Annotated in this window: 8 protein-coding genes and 4 pseudogenes; 4 read left to right on the top strand and 8 right to left on the bottom strand. The window is 71.2% G+C overall.

The genetic code is table 11. The annotated features are described in order from the left end of the window. Nucleotides 1–92: 92 nt before the first annotated feature. Nucleotides 93–547: pseudogene (locus tag ACFV6X_RS04110) on the bottom strand (hypothetical protein). Between the two features lie 30 nt (nucleotides 548–577). Then, nucleotides 578–757, bottom strand: a pseudogene (locus ACFV6X_RS04105) (SAM-dependent methyltransferase); the annotation flags it as partial. Nucleotides 758–819: 62 nt separating this feature from the next. Between ACFV6X_RS04105 and ACFV6X_RS04100 the strand changes: the two are divergent. Continuing rightward, nucleotides 820–1,308: pseudogene (locus ACFV6X_RS04100) on the top strand (NUDIX domain-containing protein); the annotation flags it as partial. A gap of 108 nt (nucleotides 1,309–1,416) precedes the next feature. After that, a pseudogene (locus ACFV6X_RS04095) lies at nucleotides 1,417–1,666 on the top strand (hypothetical protein); the annotation flags it as partial. A gap of 130 nt (nucleotides 1,667–1,796) precedes the next feature. On the opposite strand, the gene ACFV6X_RS04090 reads toward ACFV6X_RS04095, so the two are convergent. From ACFV6X_RS04090 to ACFV6X_RS04065, 6 genes are all read right to left on the bottom strand, one after another. Continuing rightward, nucleotides 1,797–6,419: a PQQ-binding-like beta-propeller repeat protein gene (locus ACFV6X_RS04090; RefSeq protein ID WP_385377274.1), complete on the bottom strand. Its 4,623-nt coding sequence runs from the start codon at nucleotides 6,417–6,419 to the stop codon at nucleotides 1,797–1,799. Between the two features lie 109 nt (nucleotides 6,420–6,528). Next, a complete protein-coding gene (locus ACFV6X_RS04085; protein ID WP_385377271.1) occupies nucleotides 6,529–7,659 on the bottom strand; it encodes a HupE/UreJ family protein in 1,131 nt (376 codons plus the stop codon). Nucleotides 7,660–8,305: 646 nt separating this feature from the next. Beyond that, the gene (locus tag ACFV6X_RS04080) at nucleotides 8,306–9,652 is read right to left on the bottom strand and encodes a glycoside hydrolase family 18 protein (RefSeq protein WP_385377268.1); all 1,347 of its coding nucleotides are present in this window, start codon (nucleotides 9,650–9,652) and stop codon (nucleotides 8,306–8,308) included. A gap of 74 nt (nucleotides 9,653–9,726) precedes the next feature. Further along, nucleotides 9,727–11,391, bottom strand: coding sequence for a phosphodiester glycosidase family protein (locus ACFV6X_RS04075; RefSeq protein WP_385377265.1), 1,665 nt, complete (start codon nucleotides 11,389–11,391; stop codon nucleotides 9,727–9,729). 284 nt (nucleotides 11,392–11,675) lie between these two features. Beyond that, a complete protein-coding gene (locus ACFV6X_RS04070; RefSeq protein ID WP_385377262.1) occupies nucleotides 11,676–12,695 on the bottom strand; it encodes an endonuclease/exonuclease/phosphatase family protein in 1,020 nt (339 codons plus the stop codon). 120 nt (nucleotides 12,696–12,815) lie between these two features. Then, nucleotides 12,816–13,883, bottom strand: a complete 1,068-nt coding sequence (locus tag ACFV6X_RS04065; protein WP_385377259.1) for a glycerophosphodiester phosphodiesterase family protein — start codon at nucleotides 13,881–13,883, stop codon at nucleotides 12,816–12,818. Between the two features lie 250 nt (nucleotides 13,884–14,133). On the opposite strand from ACFV6X_RS04065, the gene ACFV6X_RS04060 reads away from it, so the two are divergent. After that, nucleotides 14,134–14,820, top strand: a complete 687-nt coding sequence (locus ACFV6X_RS04060; RefSeq protein WP_385377257.1) for a DNA polymerase beta superfamily protein — start codon at nucleotides 14,134–14,136, stop codon at nucleotides 14,818–14,820. A 320-nt stretch (nucleotides 14,821–15,140) separates the two neighbouring features. Further along, nucleotides 15,141–17,192, top strand: coding sequence for an elongation factor G (gene fusA, locus ACFV6X_RS04055; RefSeq protein ID WP_385377254.1), 2,052 nt, complete (start codon nucleotides 15,141–15,143; stop codon nucleotides 17,190–17,192). The last annotated feature ends 51 nt before the right edge of the window (nucleotides 17,193–17,243 follow it).

Raw genomic sequence — 17,243 nt, 5'->3', positions numbered from 1 at the left:
ATCATGACCGCTGGCTACCCGGCGTCACGACCGACTACGGGCCAGAGCCGAACGTCTTACAGCCCCGCTCGTGGCAGCGAGGGCATCAGTCGTCAGGCGGCGCGGGCTGTGGGTAACTGCGCGACCCACCTCGTGACCTCGGTCAGGTGCTCGGGCTGTAGACCGAGGTGCGGGTCGGGCTGAATGAGGAGGGCCAGGCGTCGACGTGGTCGCGCTTCCACAGGTAGCCGTCGGGATGGCTGGTGGTGATCTGCGGACGCGGGAGATCGACGTACGACAGGGTTGGAAGGCCGAGGAGCGGGCCGATGAGGGTGGTGGCGTTCTGGCGCCAGCTGGTGCACCAGACCGGGGTGACCAGGCCAGTGCGGATCACGTCCATGAGCAGACGGCCGTGATCGGGGTGGAGCCAGACGGTGACCGGGTTGTCGGCGCTGCGGCCGGCGGGGACGACGTCATGGCAGGCGTGGGTGGCCGGGGTCGAGCCGTGCTCGTCGGGGAAGGGTATGAGGACGCCGTCGATGTCGAGGAGCAGGCAGGGCGGGCGCATCGGTCCTCCATAGGCCGGTGGAACGCGGTGTCAGAGCTTGCGGGCACGGACCAGCAGGGTGGTGGGCCAGTGGCCCATGCGGGGGTCGTGGAACTCCTGGGCCGAGGTGAGCCAGAACCCGGCGTGGCTGAGGTGCTTCTCCCAGCGGTCGGTGCCGAACTCCCAGCGGGCGATGGGGAGCCGGGTGCGGTCGGGGAGGGTGACGTAGTCGAGGACGGCCCCCAGCCCAGCTACTCCCGCGTGAGCGGCACCCGCCCGACGAAGGGAACACCGTGGCCCAGCAGACCGATGACCGCTCCCAAGCCCTCAAGCCGGCGCTCGATTCGATGACCCTGCTTGTCGCGGCCGTCATCGTCCACGACAAGGCCGCCAACCGCGTCGTCCTCCTCCAGCGCAGCGAGAACGCCAAGTTCGCCCAGGGCATGTGGGACCTCCCCGTCGGCAAGAGCGAGCCGGGCGAACCCATCACCGAAACTGCGGTGCGCGAGCTCTACGAGGAGACGGGCCTCACCGTGAAACCCGAGTCCCTCAAGGTCGCCCACATCATCCACGGCGCCTGGGGCGTCGAAGCTCCCAACGGCTTTCTCACCGTCGTCTTCGCCGCCCACGACTGGACCGGTGAACCCGAAAACCGCGAACCCCGCAAGCACTCCCAGGTCCGCTGGGTCGATGCTGACACCATCCCCGACGATTTCGTGGACACTACAGCCATTGCCCTCCGGAATTTCTTGGAGGGCGGCACGCAAGTTTCTCGTGATGGTGGAGCTGAGCGAGCCAACCATCAAGAGGGCTGTCCGCACTCACTCTGCATGCCGCGTTCGGTGAGCAACAAGTGTCGGGCCGGTCCGATGAGATGCGGACTATTCGTGCTCAGCGCGCCCGGCCACCCGCACCGCGGCACCGGGCCGCGAAGCCCTCGTCGACCTGCTGTTCTTCCCCACCGGTGGCGGCAAGACCGAGGCCTACCTGGGCCTCGCCGCGTACACCTTCGCCCTGCGCAGGCTCCAGGGCATCGTGGGCAACGCGGCCGAGGCACGCCACGGCAGCGCGGGAGTCGCCGTCCTCATGCGCTACACCCTGCGGCTGCTGACGGCCCAGCAGTTCCAGCGGCACCCTGCTGACCCCGGATCAGGGCCGTGAACAGCACGGATGCAATATCCGGCACGTACAGCGCTGTTCTGGCGGATCGGCGCACGGGGCCGGCCCGGTTGGAGTCCGGGCCGGCCCCGTGTGGTGGGGTGGGTGTGCGTTACGGCGCGGGGACCTCGTCGAGGATGCCCACCGCGTCGGTGCCCGGGGTGACGACGAGCTTGCGGGTGAGGGTGTAGGAACCGCCCGCCGGCACGTCGACGTTGAATCGGCTCATCACCCAGTTGCCCGCGGCGTAGACGTCGAAGGCGCCGGCCGGCGTGCCGTAGACGAGACCGAACACCTGCGGGTCGGTCCCGGTCATGCCGATGTACGGCTTGGTCGGGGTGTACGCCGCCGTCGCACCCGGCGCGACGATGCCGGTGCCCGGGATGACACTGGCCTGGCCGGCCGCGTCGTGGTCCATCGCGTCACCGGTCCACACGCTGAGGGGAGCCGAGCCGGAGTTGCTCAGCTCCGTCGAGACCGTGGCGAAGTCGTCGCCCGGCTTCAGCGTGTACGTCGTCGTCGCCGTCAGACCCGTGAAGCCATTGACCGGCCCGGATACCCGGACGACGGCCTTGTCGCCGGTCGCCTGGACGATCTTGACGTCGGTCGCCCCCACCGTCCGGACGTCCCACGCGTTACCGCCGGTCGGCTGGGTCGCCGAGACATAGGGCAGGTTGATCCAGTCGAACTGGTCGGCCATGCCACGGACGGCGATGTCGACCGGCTTGCCGCGGGTGCTGCCGGAGAGCTGCGAGTCGTTGAAGGCGTCGGCGATCGCCATCGAGAGCTTGTCGTTCTCGAGCATGACGTCGCCGTGGCCTGCCTCGACCAGACCCGAGCCGATGTGCTTGCCGTAGCTCGCCTCGACCTCGACCGGGCTCAGCGCGACGTCGGCGACGCCGTTGCCCGCCGCCGGCACGGTGACCTTGTCGGCGGCCGTCCGGTAGCCCAGCTTGGACACCCGGACGTCGTACTGACCGGCGGGGGCCTTGACGCGGTACCTGCCCTGGGCGTCGGTGCTCGTGGTCGCGACCACCTTGCCGTCCTGCTCGAGGGCGACCCGGGCACCGGAGACGGCGGCGCCGTCCGCGGTGATCGTGCCGGCCGCGCGAGCGGCGTCCGGGACGGCCTCGTCGTGCAGGTCGATCTCGTCGGCCCACTTCGCGATGTTGCCGGTGGGGTCGCCACCGGCGGTCGCGTAGTCGGTCAGGTGGTAGAAGCTGAACTGCTTGGTGGCACCGGGCTCCATCGTGGCGTCGTAGTAGAGACCCTCGACGTAGCCGTACGCACCGACCGCGGCCGGCCTGTCCTGTGACCAGGCGAGGCCGTGGGCGGCCTGGCCGTTCGTGGTGGCCGTGTCAGCCCCGACGTAGACGTGGTTCCCGGTCCAGCCCGAGGTCTTCAGACCCGGGTTGATGCCGCTGAAGCCGGGGATCCGGCCGTTGTCGACCGAGCTGTCGGGGTCGATCATGTAGTTGAAGTAGCCCTGGTAGCCCGTGGTGCCGGTGTTGGTCAGCTTGACCGTCATCTTCACGACCGGAGAGTCGGGCAGGGTCTCGTAGCGGACCCGCGCCTTGATGGCCCCGTTCCCCCGGTACTGACCGTTGCCGACCACGGCCGCGCCGTCGACCGCGAGGTCGGGCAGGTCGATCTGGTCGCCCGGCCGGTCCCACGAGTCGGGCGGCGTGAGGCTGGGACGCAGCAGCATCTCGCCCCAGTCGAGGGTCTCGGCGCCGCCGGCGTCGTTGAGCATGACGTCCGACAGCTCGCCCTGGCCCAGACCGCCGACGCCGTTGTTGCCGCCGGTGTACGGCGTCACGGACGCCCGGACCTTGTCGTTGGCCAGGTAGTAGTACTCCCTGCCCGTGACGACGTCGGTGCGCGTGCTGCCGTTGCCGTAGTCCGGCGCGTACGTCGACTTGCCGGCGACCGGGTGGGTCACCTTGATCAGCTTCAGGTCGGCCGTCTCGTTGCCGGTGGTGCCGACCGTGACGCTGACCTCCGAGCGGTCGTCGGCGATCAGTCCGCGCTTGGCCGCCGTGACGGTCCAAGTCGACGCCGGCAGGCCCATCCGGTAGCGGCCCTTGGTGTCGGTGCTGGTCACCGAGGTGTCCTGACCGGCGGCGACGGCGGTGACCTTCGCGCCGGCGATCGGAGCGCCCGTCTCCGGGTCGCTGACCGTACCGGTCACGGTCGCCCAGCGCTGCGCGGACTCGCCGCCCGGCACGTAGGCGTAGAGGTTGCCGTCCCAGGCGCCCGCAACGACGGTGTTGCCGCTGACGGCCGGGCCGGCGCCGACCCAGGTGCCGGTCTCGTGGTTCCACAGGATCTGGCCGGTGTCGGTGGCCAGGGCGTAGAACTTGCCGTTGTTGGCGCCGACGAAGAGCGTGCCACCGGCCACGACCGGGCTGGACATCACGCCACCGTGGTAGATGTCGCCGGGCAGCACGCGCTCCCACAGCACGTTGCCGGTCTGGGCGTCGAGGGCGACGACGGCGCCGCTCGGGAAGCCCATGTAGACGACGCCGTCCTTGACGGCCGCGGCGCTCGGGGTCGAGCCGCTCGATACGAGCGAGGAACGCGGGCTCCGGTAGGTCCACAGCGTCTCGCCGGTCTTGGCGTCGCGGGCGGCGATGCCGTTGTTGGCGCCGATGAAGACCCTGCCCTCGGCCGCGGTCGGCACGCCGTCCTGCCAGCCGCCGAGCGACTCGGCTCCGGTCCACTTGCGGGCGCCGGTGGCCAGGTCGTAGGCGAGCACGCGGTCGGCGGTCTGGTTGCCGACGTACACGGTGCCGTCCATGACGGCGGGCGTGCCGTCGCTCATGGTCGAGCCGGACATCGGGGAGGCCCAGATCTGCTCGCCGGTGCGGGTGTCGAGCGCCTTGAGGACGCCCTGGCTGCCGATACCGAAGCGGGTCTGGTAGGGCCAGAGCACGGTGTGACCGGAGACGGCAGGCGAGTAGTAGCCGTAGGTGCGCTGGTTGTTCGGGGCCGGCGCCTCTTCGGGCTCGGCCTTCCAGCGCAGCTTGCCGGTCTTCGCGTCCACGGCGTACAGCTCCGAGCCGAGGGTCGGCGCGAAGATCAGGCCGTCACCGTAGGCGAGGCTGCCGTGGATCGACTGCGGCACCTCGAAGTTCCACAGCTCCTTGCCGTCCTTGAGCCGGACGGCGTGGATCCGGCTGTTGCCGTCGCCGTTCTCGTCGCGGGTGCCCGCGTAGACGACGCCGTCGTGGATCACCGGCGACCCGGTGAGGAAGGTGCCGTTGGTGCGGAAGCTCCATGCCAGGCGGCGGCCGGCCTCCTGCGCCGGCGCGACACCGGAGTGGCCCTCGTTGCCGTGGTGCTGGTCCCAGTCACCGCCGTCGACCGGCTTGAGCGCCGGCTCACGGGTGAGGGTGAAGTCCGCCGACTTGGACCAGGTCTTGCCCGCCGCGTCGACCGCCTTCACCTCGACGCTGTGCTCACCGGCCCTCTGCAGGTTGCCTGGCAGGTTGCCCTGCCAGGTGAACTCGCCGCTGCGGTGCAGCGGCCTCCACTTCTTGTCGCCGGCGATCCGGTAGCTCGCCGAGACGACCTCGTCGCCGGTGTCGTAGGCGTTGATCTGGATGCCCGGGAACTTCTCGGCCGGCACCTTCGAGCCCGGCGCGGGGCTGACGACGGTGAGGTGCTCGTTCTCGCCGTACATCCGGAACGGGTTCTCGAAGCCCGGACCCGCCATGTGGATGTAGCGGAAGCCGCGGGGCGCGTTGTCGATCGTGTAAGAGCTCGACACGGTCTGGATGTGCTTGGCCGTCGAGGCGAACGCCGACTTGTTCTCGACGTGGTTGGAGTGCTCGTGGCCGACCAAAATGAGCTGTGCCTTGTACTGCTCGAGCACCTCACCGAAGGCGTCGTACGTCGACGGCGAGCCGAACGGGACGTTCATCGGCTGGTGGGTGAGGACGACGACCTCGATGTCGTTGGTCGGGTCGTCGTCGAGCGGAACGCTCGCGGCGAGGTCGTCCTTGAGCCAGTTCAGCTCCTCCTCGAACGGCGCCGAGCCATTGTTCTCCAGCACCACGAAGTGCCGGTTGCCGTAGTTGAACGAGTACCACTCCGGACCGACGTTCTTGCGATAGTTGTCGATCTTGTCCGCGTACGCCGACCCGCCCGCGTACTCGTGGTTGCCGACGGCCGGCCAGACGCCGACGGCCGACTGCTGGGTGCCGCGACGGTACGCGTCGAACTGCCCCTGGCTGGCGTCGTTGGTGAGGTCACCGCTGACCGCGATGAACCGCAGGTCGGTGCCCGTGGAGTTGATCTCGCGTACCTGGTCGGGCAGCTGCGCGTTGACGTGCGGGTCGGCGATGTTGGCCCAGGAGAAGGTGTCACCGTCGGAGAGTTCGTCACGGACGAGCGCGAAGTCCGCGGTCGGCGTGGCGTCGTCGGCGAGCTGGCCGAGGTTCGCCCAGAACCTCGGCTCCTTGTACTCGTCCAGGCCGAACCGGTAGCCCCGCGGCTGGCCGGCCCACACTATGTCCGTCTTACGACGGTCGGTGGAGATCGTCAGCGAGTAGGAACCGTCGGCGGAGGTCGTGGTGGTGACCGTACCGTCGGAGACCCGCACACCGGCCAGGCCGGCCTCGTCGGAGCTGCGCCGGCCGTCGCCGTTGGCGTCGACGTACGCGACGCCGCTGACGGTGGCCTCCGGCGGGTCAATAGCGGTCGCCGCGTACAGCGTAAGCGGGCCAGCCACCACACTGGAGGCAAGCCCCAGCATGGTGGTGTACAGGACAGCGCGTATGTGCGCGCGTGTCCAGGTGAACACGGACATCGGGATCCTTGATTGTGCGGGGAGGTGGGTGTCAGGTCAGGAGCGGGGAACGTTCCACGAACCAGACCAGACCGGCACCTGCGACGCCGACGGTCGCAGCGACGGTGCCGAGCGTGAGGGCGCGAGCGGCGACCGGCGTGGTCGCGGCCCTGCGCAGGAACAGCAGCGCCGGGAAGGCGAGCGCGATAATCGTCAACTGGGCGAGTTCGATGCCGACGTTGAAGGCGACCAGGTTGGCCAGCATCGAGACCGACAGCGGCCCGTCGATGCTGAGCGCGCCCGCGAAGCCCAGCCCGTGCAGCAGCCCGAAGCCGAAGACCACGGGCAGCCGGTGCCTCGTCCTCGTCGAGAGCAGGTTGTCGAGCGCGACGAACGCGATCGACAGCGCGATGAGCGGCTCGACGAACCACCCCGGCACGCTGACCCAGCCGATCGCGGCCGGCACCAGGGTCACCGAGTGCGCGACCGTGAAGGCGGTGACGACCCCGACGACATCGCGCAGCTGCTTCGCGCCCAGCAGCAGCGCCAGCAGGAACAGCACATGGTCGAGCCCGAAGTACAGGTGCTCTGCGCCGAGCTTGACGAACCGCGGGATCTCACTGAGCAAATCCGTGTGCCCCACCGTGACGCTGGTGCGGGCGGTGTCGAGCAGCGTCGAACCGCGGCTGCCATCGACGTCGTAGACCACCTTCGTGGTGGTGCCGTCGATGACGCCGTCGGAGGGGAGGAAGATGTCACTGCGGACGGTGAGCACCCCGGACGCCGGGCAGTCGTAGGCGAGCGCGACCCGCGCCGCGCCGGAGTCGGCGAGTTCGACGCGGGCACCGTCCGCAGCGGTGCACCCGATCGAGCCGCGGCTCAGCCGCAGACGCTCGCCGACGTACGCCGCCACGTCGCTCGCGTGCGCGTCCAGCGAACTGCGCCGCACCCCGGTCGGCACCTCGGCGGCCGTGCCGTCCGCACCGGCCGCGTCCGGGCTCAGGACACCGTCGAGGCTCAGCAGCCGGGCGAGGACGTCGTACTCCACGTCGACGACAGCCGCGACGCCGTCGCCGTGGCCGCGCAGGTCGACCACCACCGAGGTCTCACGGACGTGTGCCTGCGCCGGAGGAGCGACGAAGAGAACGGCAACAAAGGCGGCGAGAAACGTCAGCAGACGCACAGTCGAGCACTTCCGTGGTGAGGGAAACGGCGGTCGGCCCCAACCCTGCAGTGCTCGCACCACACCCGGCAACCAGAGATCACCCAGTTCACCGACCCTTCCACTGCCGGTCATCCACCAGCCGAAAGCCGGGCTTCTGCGCGTCGGAAGCCGGGCTTCGGGGCCCGGCTACGAGGCCCGCGTACGAAGCCGGGTGAGCCCGGCGCCCAGGGCCCACCCGCACGAGGTGAGCATTTCGCCGCCTGGGACGCCAGCCCTTACGACGGCGGCGGCTATGCCGTCACCGTCCACCGCCGGTGAGGTATTGCGGGACATCTTGATCACCCGCGCCCGCCGTGCGGCCAGCAGGGCTTCTCCCGACAGTCCGCGAACAGCCACTCGGGCGGTGGCAACCAGTTCTCACGAGGAGATGGTGGGACCGCCCGGAGGATCTGGCCATCCGGAACCGCCCTTGCGCGATCACGATCGTATCGTCAGCGGTCAACTCGGCCCTGGACACAAGCAAGCGCAGACGAAGGCCGCGACCGCATGGGCGCGCGGCCTTCGTTGGGCCGCCGTAGGTGAAGGTGACGCCTCAACACTCTCAGTGACCTGCTCCGGCGCCCGTGTCGTGTGCCGGGGTCGGTCGTCTGGTGAGGGTGAGGGATCAGCGGCCGTTGAGTCCCCTGTCCACCGCCGCCGTCAGCTCACCCTCGGCCGTGTCGCCGTCCATCGACCAGAACATCGCGCCGCCCAGACCGAGCTTGCGGACGTACGCCGCCTTGGTCCTCAGCACCTGCGGGTCGTCGTACGTCCACAGTGTGGTGCCGTCGAAGAGCCACGCGCTGCCGTTCCAGCGGTCCCGGTGCACGGTGTACGTACCGGAGGCGGCCAGGCCCTTGAGGACCTTGTAGTCCTCGTAGCCGTCGGCGTACGTGCCCTTCGCCGGGCCGGTGGCCGGCTGGCCGAGGCCGTCGCCGCCACCGCTCACCTCGGTCCAGCCCTGCCCGTAGAACGGCATGCCGACCACCAGCTTGCGGGGCTGGGCGCCCCTGCGCACCCAGTCCCGGACCGTCTGGTCCACGCTGAAGTCGCCCGGTGCGAACAGGGCCGACTGCTGCGCCGTCGTGGGCTGGCCCGACACGTGGTAGTCGTACCCCTGGAGGTTCACGAAGTCGAAGTCCCGCATGATCCGCGGGATGTCGAACCCGGCGTCGATCGCGCCCGGCGCGGCCGGTACGAACGCCGTCAGGTCGTAGTGCTTGGCCTTCTTGCCGCGCGGTGCCTGGCTCTTCGCGTACGCGTCGAGCTGGGTGCGGAACTCATGGACGAGGGCGGTGAAGTTCCGCTTGTCCTCGGGTCGGTAGACCGTGTCCGTGTCACCCGGCGAGCCGGGCCACTCCCAGTCCAGGTCCACGCCGTCGAACAGCCCGGCAGCCGAGCCCGCGCCACCGCGCGCGCCGTCGACCGGCAGGTTGCCCTTGATGTACAGGTCGATGCAGGACGAGACGAACTTCTTGCGTGACTCCGCGGTCAGCGCGGCGTCGGAGAAGTGGGTGGACCAGCTCCAGCCGCCCAGTGAGATCAGCACCTTGAGGCCGGGGTGCTTCGCCTTGAGCTCCCGCAGTTGGTTGAAGTTGCCGGCGAGCGGCTGCGTGTCGGTGTCGGCGACGCCGTCCACGGAGTTCTCGGCATCGAGGGGGCGCGCGTAGTCGGCCCAGGCGTCCGCCTCGCCCGGCACGTTCCCGGTGAAGCACTCGCCCTCGGCGTTCACGTTGCCGAAGGCGTAGTTGATGTGCGTGAGCCTGGCCGCCTGACCGCTCGTGTCCAGGTCCTTGACCTGGTAGTCGCGGCCGTACACGCCCCACTGCGTGAAGTAGCCCACCCGCTTGCCGTGCTTGGCGGTGGTGGCGTGCGACTCGGCGGCGACGGCCGTTCCGGCCGCCGGGGCGAGGACGGCGAGCAGGGACAGGGAGCAGGTGGCAACGGCCACTCTTCTCAGGGTTCTTCGCATGGGTGGGAACGTATTGGTATGGACCATTGCCGTCAATAGGTCCGCGGCGCGTGGTGCCTTCGGGCGCCGGCCCGCTAGGGGGCCGGTCGGACAGGTGCCGGCTCGGGCAGGACGACGAGGGCGTCGCCGGCCGGGCGTTCACCGGTTGCGTCGCTGGGGCGGCCCTGGAGCGCGCCGGCGACGACCATGGCCGTGGAGCCGCCGCCGTCCAGGTTGAGCGCGTCCACCGCTCCCAGGCCGCGCATGACCTCGGCGGTCTCGGCGATCGACAGCCCGGCGCTGCGGTCGGGGCGGCGGCCGTCGACGGTGAGCAGGATGACGTGTCCGTCCCGCGTGACGCCCGCGGCCGTGCGCGGATTGCGGCGCAGATACCAGTCGTTGTAAAGGGCGGCGCGGTCCGCGCCCTCGATGTCCTCGGGGCTCCAGCCGTCCCGGACCGGGTCGAGGACGGTCTCGCCGTCGCGGAGCAGCAGCGGACCGCCGTTGACGACGGACGTCTTCGCGGTGAGCGGCAGCGCGGCCCCCGTGTCGGCGTCCGACACCGTGCTGCGCACCGTGAGCCGGGCACCGATCAGGGCGTGGGCGCGCAGCCATCGGGCCTCGGTGCCGGTGCCCTGGAGCACGGTGCCGCGCGCGGGGACGGCACCGCCCCGGCTGCCGCGCGCCGCGGTCACCCGGCCGGTGGCGTCGAGGGTGACCTGGTATCCGGGGCCCTGTGGAGCGGTGGTGCCGAACTCCGCGGTGACCACGACGAGTTCGTGGGCGTTGCCGCAGGTGTAGTCGTGCGCCGGATGGGAGAAGGGGGTGGTCTTCCCGACGCCTCCGCAGTTCGCGATCAGACCGGGCTGCCGGTTGAGGCCGGTCACCTTGCGGGTGGCGCCGCCGGGCGCGCCGACCGTGATGTCCGTCCTGAGCCGGCGTACCGAGGTGCCCCGCGCGAAGTCGTCGGGCACCACCAGTGCGGGACGCCCGTTCACGGCCTCCGAGAGGAGGGTGCCGCCGACCACCGAGATGCCGGCGGGATCGCCGTCGGTGCCCGCCACCCAGTTGCCGGGAGTGGTGTGGGGGCCGCCGATGACGAAGTAGCCGCCGTTGACCGCCGCGAGGGCCTGGGTGCGACGCGCCATCGAGCTGGTGGTCTCGCGTCCCGGCACCACGCCGTTGGCCAGCTCCGACCGCAGGCTTCCGCGGAACCCCGCGGGGTCGATGACGAGCACGTCCAGCGACCAGGGGCCGGTCGTGGCGTGCCCGTCCGCGCCGGTGTGCTGGACGGCGGCGGGCAGCCCGCGGGACGCGATCGCGTTCCGGGCCCGGTCGGCGGCGGCCTGGTCGGAGTAGCGGCCGACACGCACCGTCCAGCCGAGCGGCTGGTCGTGCGGCTCCCGGGGGTCGGGTCCGGCGGTGCGGTCGAGGCGCGGCTCGTACCCGGCGGCGCGGACCTTGCCCGACAGTGCGGCGGCCTCCGCCTCACTCGTGGCGAGACCGACCGTGACGGTCCAGAACTCGTCCGCCGACGCCTGCCCGCGCTCGATCGCGATGTGCGTGACGCCCGGCGCGATCTGCCGGGAGGTACGGCTCTCCGTGAGGCCCGCGGGTCCCAACGGCAGCTCACTCGCGGCCGCCACGTCGGTCCGCTGCGCGGCCGGCTGGATCGGCGAGCTCGCGCTGATCGTGACACCGACCACGAGGGCGGTCGTCGCCCCGCCGAACAACCAGCGTCGTGCCGTGCGGAACTGCATGGCCAAGCCCTTTCGGATGGAGGAGTCAGCTGCGACCGTGCATGCCGCACATGTCGCGAAGCCGACGGCCCACCTGACGCACGGTGACGGAAGGGTTGCCGTATGGAGTGACGACGCCACGCGCTCCGCCCATGTGCGGATTCCCCCTTGCGCACGTGGTCGTCGGAGCTGGTCTTCGACCATGATCGGCTGCGGCGACATAATGCCATACGGCGGTCAGGTCTCCGCCACCGGAGGGGGTCCGGGCACCGCTACTGACCAGGGACCTTCCTCGGGGGCAGGTCCTACGAGCGCCCTGCCCGCTCGTCCTCCAGCTTGATCCGCGCCATGACAGGCAAGTGATCGCTGCCGGTCGCGCGGAGGGTCCGTATGTCGGTCACCGTCGCTCCGCGCGTCATGACCTGGTCGATCCTGGAGACGGGGAACGCGGTGGGCCAGCTGAACTCGAAGTCCTCGTCCGGGAAGTCCAGCTGTGACGTCAGCGGGGCCAGTCCCCGGTCCCGTGTCGTGCCGTTGAGGTCGCCCGCCAGGATCACCGTGGTCGACCGGTCACCGGCGAGCTTCTCGCCCAGCAGTCCCGCGCTCTCGTCGCGCCACCGGGTGTCGAACCCGTCGGCCGGTCTGATCCTGACCGACGGCAGGTGAGCCACGTACACGGCGACGTCGTGCCGCGGCGCCAGGCGGACGGTCGCCCGGAGCCCTCGGTTCCAGTCGCCCGGCACCCCCTTGGGCCTGATGTCGGCCCGTGCCGATTCCGTCAGCGGGTACCGGGACCAGAGGCCGATCGTGCCGACGATCGCGTGGTGGGGGTAGCGGGCCCGGAACGTCTTCTCGTACGCCGGAAGGGCGTGCTCCGTCAGCTCTTCGAGGGCGATGAGGTCGGGATCGGCGGCCAGGAGCGTCCGTGCCGTGGCCGCCGGGTCCTCGTTCTCGTCGCTGACGTTGTGCTGGACCACCGTCAGGTCGTGGGCACCGGGCTCCCGGGGCACCAGCGACGGACCGAACACGGCGCACCAGACCACGGTCGCCGCCAACCCCGCCGTGAGCGCGCTCGCCGAGCGGCGCACCACGGCCACCGCGAGCAGCGCCACGACCGGTACGCCCAGCCAGGGCAGGAAGTTCTCGGTCAGGCCACCCACGTTCCCCGGTGTGCCCGGCACGAGGGAGGGGAAGAGCAGCACGAGCGCGACCAGCAGGGAGAAGGCCACGGTGATGCGCCCACGGGTCCAGGCGGTCCGCCCGTCCTCGTCCCGCCCCCGCCAGGGCCGTCGCCGGAAACGGTCGCGGAACCGACGCGCGGCCACGGACACCCCCAAGTGCTGTACGCCCCGCCGGGCCCACCCCTGTGATCACCGGCCGTCGACGGCGACGATACGCCGTCCACGGGCCGGACGTCCGCCCGGCCCGCGCCGGGGTGCTCCGGGTCAGTGGCGCGGGAAGTACTGCTTCGGCAGCCGCATCCCGCGGTCGGCCATGAGCTCGCGGACGTGGTTCGGGTAGTTGGTGATGATGCCGTCGACGCCCATGTCCATGAGCGCCGCCACCGTCGCCGGGTCGTCGCAGGTCCACGGGATGACCTTCAGGCCCCGCTCGTGCGCGCTGTCGATCATCGCGCGGTCGGGGTAGAAGCGGAAGCCGGGGTCGCCGATCTTGCCGTTCTGCGGGAACCCGTAGTTGGGGGAGAGGGCCTTGACGCCCGGGACGGTCGCGGCGGCCTTCACGAAGTCGCCGTCGTAGTCGTCGGCGTCGATCCCGCCGAGCCAGGGGGAGGCGCCGTCCTTGCCGACCTGGAGGAAGTCGTAGTTGGTCAGCGCGACCAGCGGCCACCGCGGCGCCAGCTTGTGCATCGCCTTCAGCGCGCCCCAGTCGAAGGACTGGACGCTGACCTGGCGCTCCAGACCGGAGGCGCGGATCTCCTCGAACACCCGGCGCACGAACAGATCACGCGGCGCGGTCTGCTCGGGCGCGCCCGCCTCGACCTTCGTCTCGATGTTGAGCGTGACGTCCTTGGCCTTGTAGCGCTTGACCAGGTTCAGCACGTCCCGGAGTTCGGCCATCCGGGCGCCCTCGATCTGCTCCTGCTCGGGGTGGCCGGGCAGCTGCTGGTAGCCGCAGTCCATGGTCCGGATCTGCGCCAGCGTCAGGTCCTTGATGTACTTCCCGACGTACGGGTACTGCGGGTCGCCCGGCACGACCGGTCCCGTGTCCCGGCACTTCTGCGCGCTGACCTGCCGGTCGTGCGTGACGACCACCTTGCGGTCCTTGGTGACCTGGGTGTCCATCTCCAGCGTGGAGACCCCCAGCCGCAGTGCCTTGCCGAAGCCCTGCAGGGTGCTCTCGGTCGTCATGCCGAGACCGCCGCGGTGGGCCTGGAGGTCGAAGCGCGCCTTGTGGGACGACGCGTGGGGGCCGTCCGTCGCCGCCTGGGCGGCCGTCGGGGCGGCCAGCACCGGCAGCAGGGCCAGGCTGACGAGGGCATGTCGTGCGGACATCGGAACCTCACTCGTGAAGATCGGGGTGATCGGGGTGATCGACCCCTGGACGTTAGTTCGAGACCGGGCGCGCTTGAAGACCTGGATGTGATGCGGCTGTGAACGCTGGGGGAACCCGAGGGTCGCGCCGTACGCGTCCGGCGGGCGGAAAATGGCAGGCCGTCGGCCCGGTGGACGCGGCATCATGACGGTCCGCCGCCGCCCGTGCCACCGAAACGAAGGGCGCGCGACTCGACACCGGGGGGCCTCCGTGACCGTGACCAACATCCTGCTGTCCGGCGTCGTCGGCTCGACCGCGTACGGCCTCGCCCGCGAGGATTCCGACGTGGACCGGCTCGGCATGTTCGCCGCACCCACCGAGGCCCTGCACGGCCTGCACGGCCCGAAGGAGTCCCACGTCACCACGGCACCCGACCGCACCCTGCACGAGGCGGCCAAGTGGTGCCGCCTCGCGCTCGGCGGCAACCCGACCGTCATGGAACTCGTCTGGCTGCCCGAGGAGTTGTACGAGGTGAGGACCCCCCTCGGTGACGAGCTGATCGGCATCCGGTCGACCCTCCTCGGCGCCCGCCGGGTCCGCGACGCGTATCTCGGGTACGCCACGCAGCAGTTCCGCAAGCTCCGGAGCCGCACCGACGCCCCGGACACCCGCAGGCGCACCGCCAAGCACGCCCGCCACCTCAAGCGGCTGTGCACCCAGGGCTACGAGCTGTACGCCACCGGCCGGCTGACCATCCGGGTGGAGGACCCCGAGAGCTACCACGCCTTCGGCGAGCAGGCCGCGGCCGACCCGTCGGCGGCGCTGCCGCTGCTGCGGCACTTCGAGGCGGCGTTCGACGCGACGCGCGGGGCACTGCCCGAACAGCCCGACGAGCGGGCCGCCGAGGACTGGCTGCGACGGGTCCGGCGGCACTTCTACACATCGGACAGGCCGTAGGCCCCGAAAATGCCGCGCGGCGCACGAGCCGTCCTCCCTACACTCGCCTCGTTGTCGAACAGCGAGTCGAGTGAGGGGAGACGGGCCGTGCGTGAGCGTGCCGCTGTCGTCGTTCCCCGCTCCCGCTACGAGGTGATCCTCGTGTCTCCGGCCGCCCGGTGCCCGCTGCGCGGCCGGCACCGGAGGGCCGTGACGGACATCTGAGCCTCAGCGCGCGTGCGTCGGTGGTCGATCAACACCCCGCGCCCGCCCGCCGCTCCACGTCACGTCCGGACATCGCGCTGCCCACGCACACACATCACCCCGAAAGGCCAAGGGCCGTGCGCACCGCATTCGACCGACACCTCACCGCCGTCCGCAACCTGGGCATCCTCGCCCACGTCGACGCGGGCAAGACCACCCTCACCGAACGCGTCCTCTACGCCACCGGCACCACCCACCGCCGTGGTGAGGTCCACGACGGCACCACCGTCACCGACTTCGACCCCCAGGAGCGCGACCGGGGCATCACCATCTTCGCCGCGGCCGTCAGCTGCGCCTGGGACGGACACCGGATCAACCTGATCGACACCCCCGGGCACGTCGACTTCGCCGACGAGGTGGAACGTTCGCTGCGGGTGCTGGACGGGGCGGTCGCCGTGTTCGACGCCGTCGCCGGCGTCGAGCCGCAGAGCGAGTCCGTGTGGCGGCAGGCCGACCGGCACGGCGTACCGAGAATCGCGTTCGTCAACAAGCTGGACCGCGCGGGCGCCGACCTCGACACGGCGGTCGCCTCGATCCGTGACCGGCTGCACCCGGCTCCGCTGGTCGTGCAGCTGCCGATCGGCACCGAGGACGGCTTCACCGGCGTCGTCGACCTGGTCGGGATGCGGGCGCTGACCTGGGCCGACGGTGCCGAGACCGCGGCGGCGCGACCCGTTCCGCCGGACCTTCTGGAAGAGGCGCGGCGGCGGCGACGGCTCCTGGAGGAGGCGGTCGCCGAGCTGCACCCGGACGCGCTGGAGGAGTTCTGCGCCGCCGCGGAACTGTCGCGGCGGACCCTGGCCGCGGCCCTGCGGGACCTCACGCGCACCGGTGACGGCGTCGTCGTCCTGTGCGGCTCGGCGTACCGCAACCGCGGTATCGAGCCGCTGCTCGACGCGGTCGTGGCGTATCTGCCGTCACCGCTGGACGTGCCGCCGGTGCGCGGCACCGGCGGCGAGGAACGCCCGGCCGATCCCGAGGCGCCCCTCGCGGCACTGGCGTTCAAGGTGAGCGCCACACCGACGGGGCGACTGACGTACGTCCGGCTGTACTCGGGGACGATGGAGAAGGGGGACACCGTGTGGGAGGCGGGCGCGCGGCGCACCGAGCGGATCGGGCGGATCCTGCGGGTGCAGGCCGACCGGCACGCGCAGGTGGACCGGGCCGTCGCGGGCGACATCGTGGCCGTGGTCGGGCTGAAGTCCGCCCGCGCCGGGTCGACCCTGTGCGCGCCCGGCGCACCACTCGTCCTGGAGCCGCCGAGCGTGGCCGAACCGGTCGTCACCGTGGCCGTCGAGGCCCGTACGTCCACCGACGCCGACCGGCTGGCCACGGCACTCGCCCGGCTGGCCGAGGAGGACCCGTCGCTGGTCGCGCGGACCGACCCGGAGACCGGGCAGACCGTGCTGTCGGGCATGGGCGAACTGCACCTGGAGGTGGCGGTGGAGAAGCTCCGGCGCGGCCACGGGCTGGACGTCAACGTCGGCCGGCCCAGGGTGACGTACCGCGAGACGGTCGAGCGTGGTGTGGTGGGCCACGTCCACCGGCATGTCAAACAGGACGGCGGAGCGGGCCAGTTCGCCCATGTCGTGCTGGACGTCGAGCCGTTGGAGAGCGGGTTCGAGTTCCGCTCGGCGGTCGTCGGCGGGCGCGTACCGCAGGAGTACGTGCGTGCCGTCGAGGCCGGCTGCCGGGACGCCCTGGCCGAGGGGCCGCTCGGCGGGCATCCGGTGACCGGGGTGCGCGTGACCCTGACCGACGGGGCGACCCATGTGAAGGACTCGTCCGAGATGGCGTTCCGGACGGCCGGACGGTCCGGTCTGCACGGTGCCCTGCGCGTCTGCGCGATGGCGCTGCTGGAGCCGGTCGTCGAGGTCACGGTCACCGTGCCCGAGGAGGCCGTGGGCGGTGTCCTCGGTGACCTCGCCGCCCGGCGTGGCCGGGTCTGCGGCTCGGCGACCCGGGCGGGCTCGGCGGTCGTCACCGCCACCGTGCCGGTGGCCGAACTGTTCGGCTACGCGACCCGGTTGCGCAGCCGGACCCAGGGCCGGGGCACCTTCACCGCCCGGCCCACCGGGTACGCACCGGCGCCGGTGAACGCGACGGCGACGGCGACGGCCGGCCGGTAGGGCCGAGGGCGGCCCCACCTCCGCAGAGGGGGTGGGGCCGCCCTCGGCGCG

This window comes from Streptomyces sp. NPDC059861, assembly GCF_042731435.1.
Classification (GTDB): Bacteria; Actinomycetota; Actinomycetes; order Streptomycetales; family Streptomycetaceae; genus Streptomyces.
Note: the sequence above shows the minus strand (reverse complement) of the source record. Positions and strands in the feature narration are given on the sequence as shown.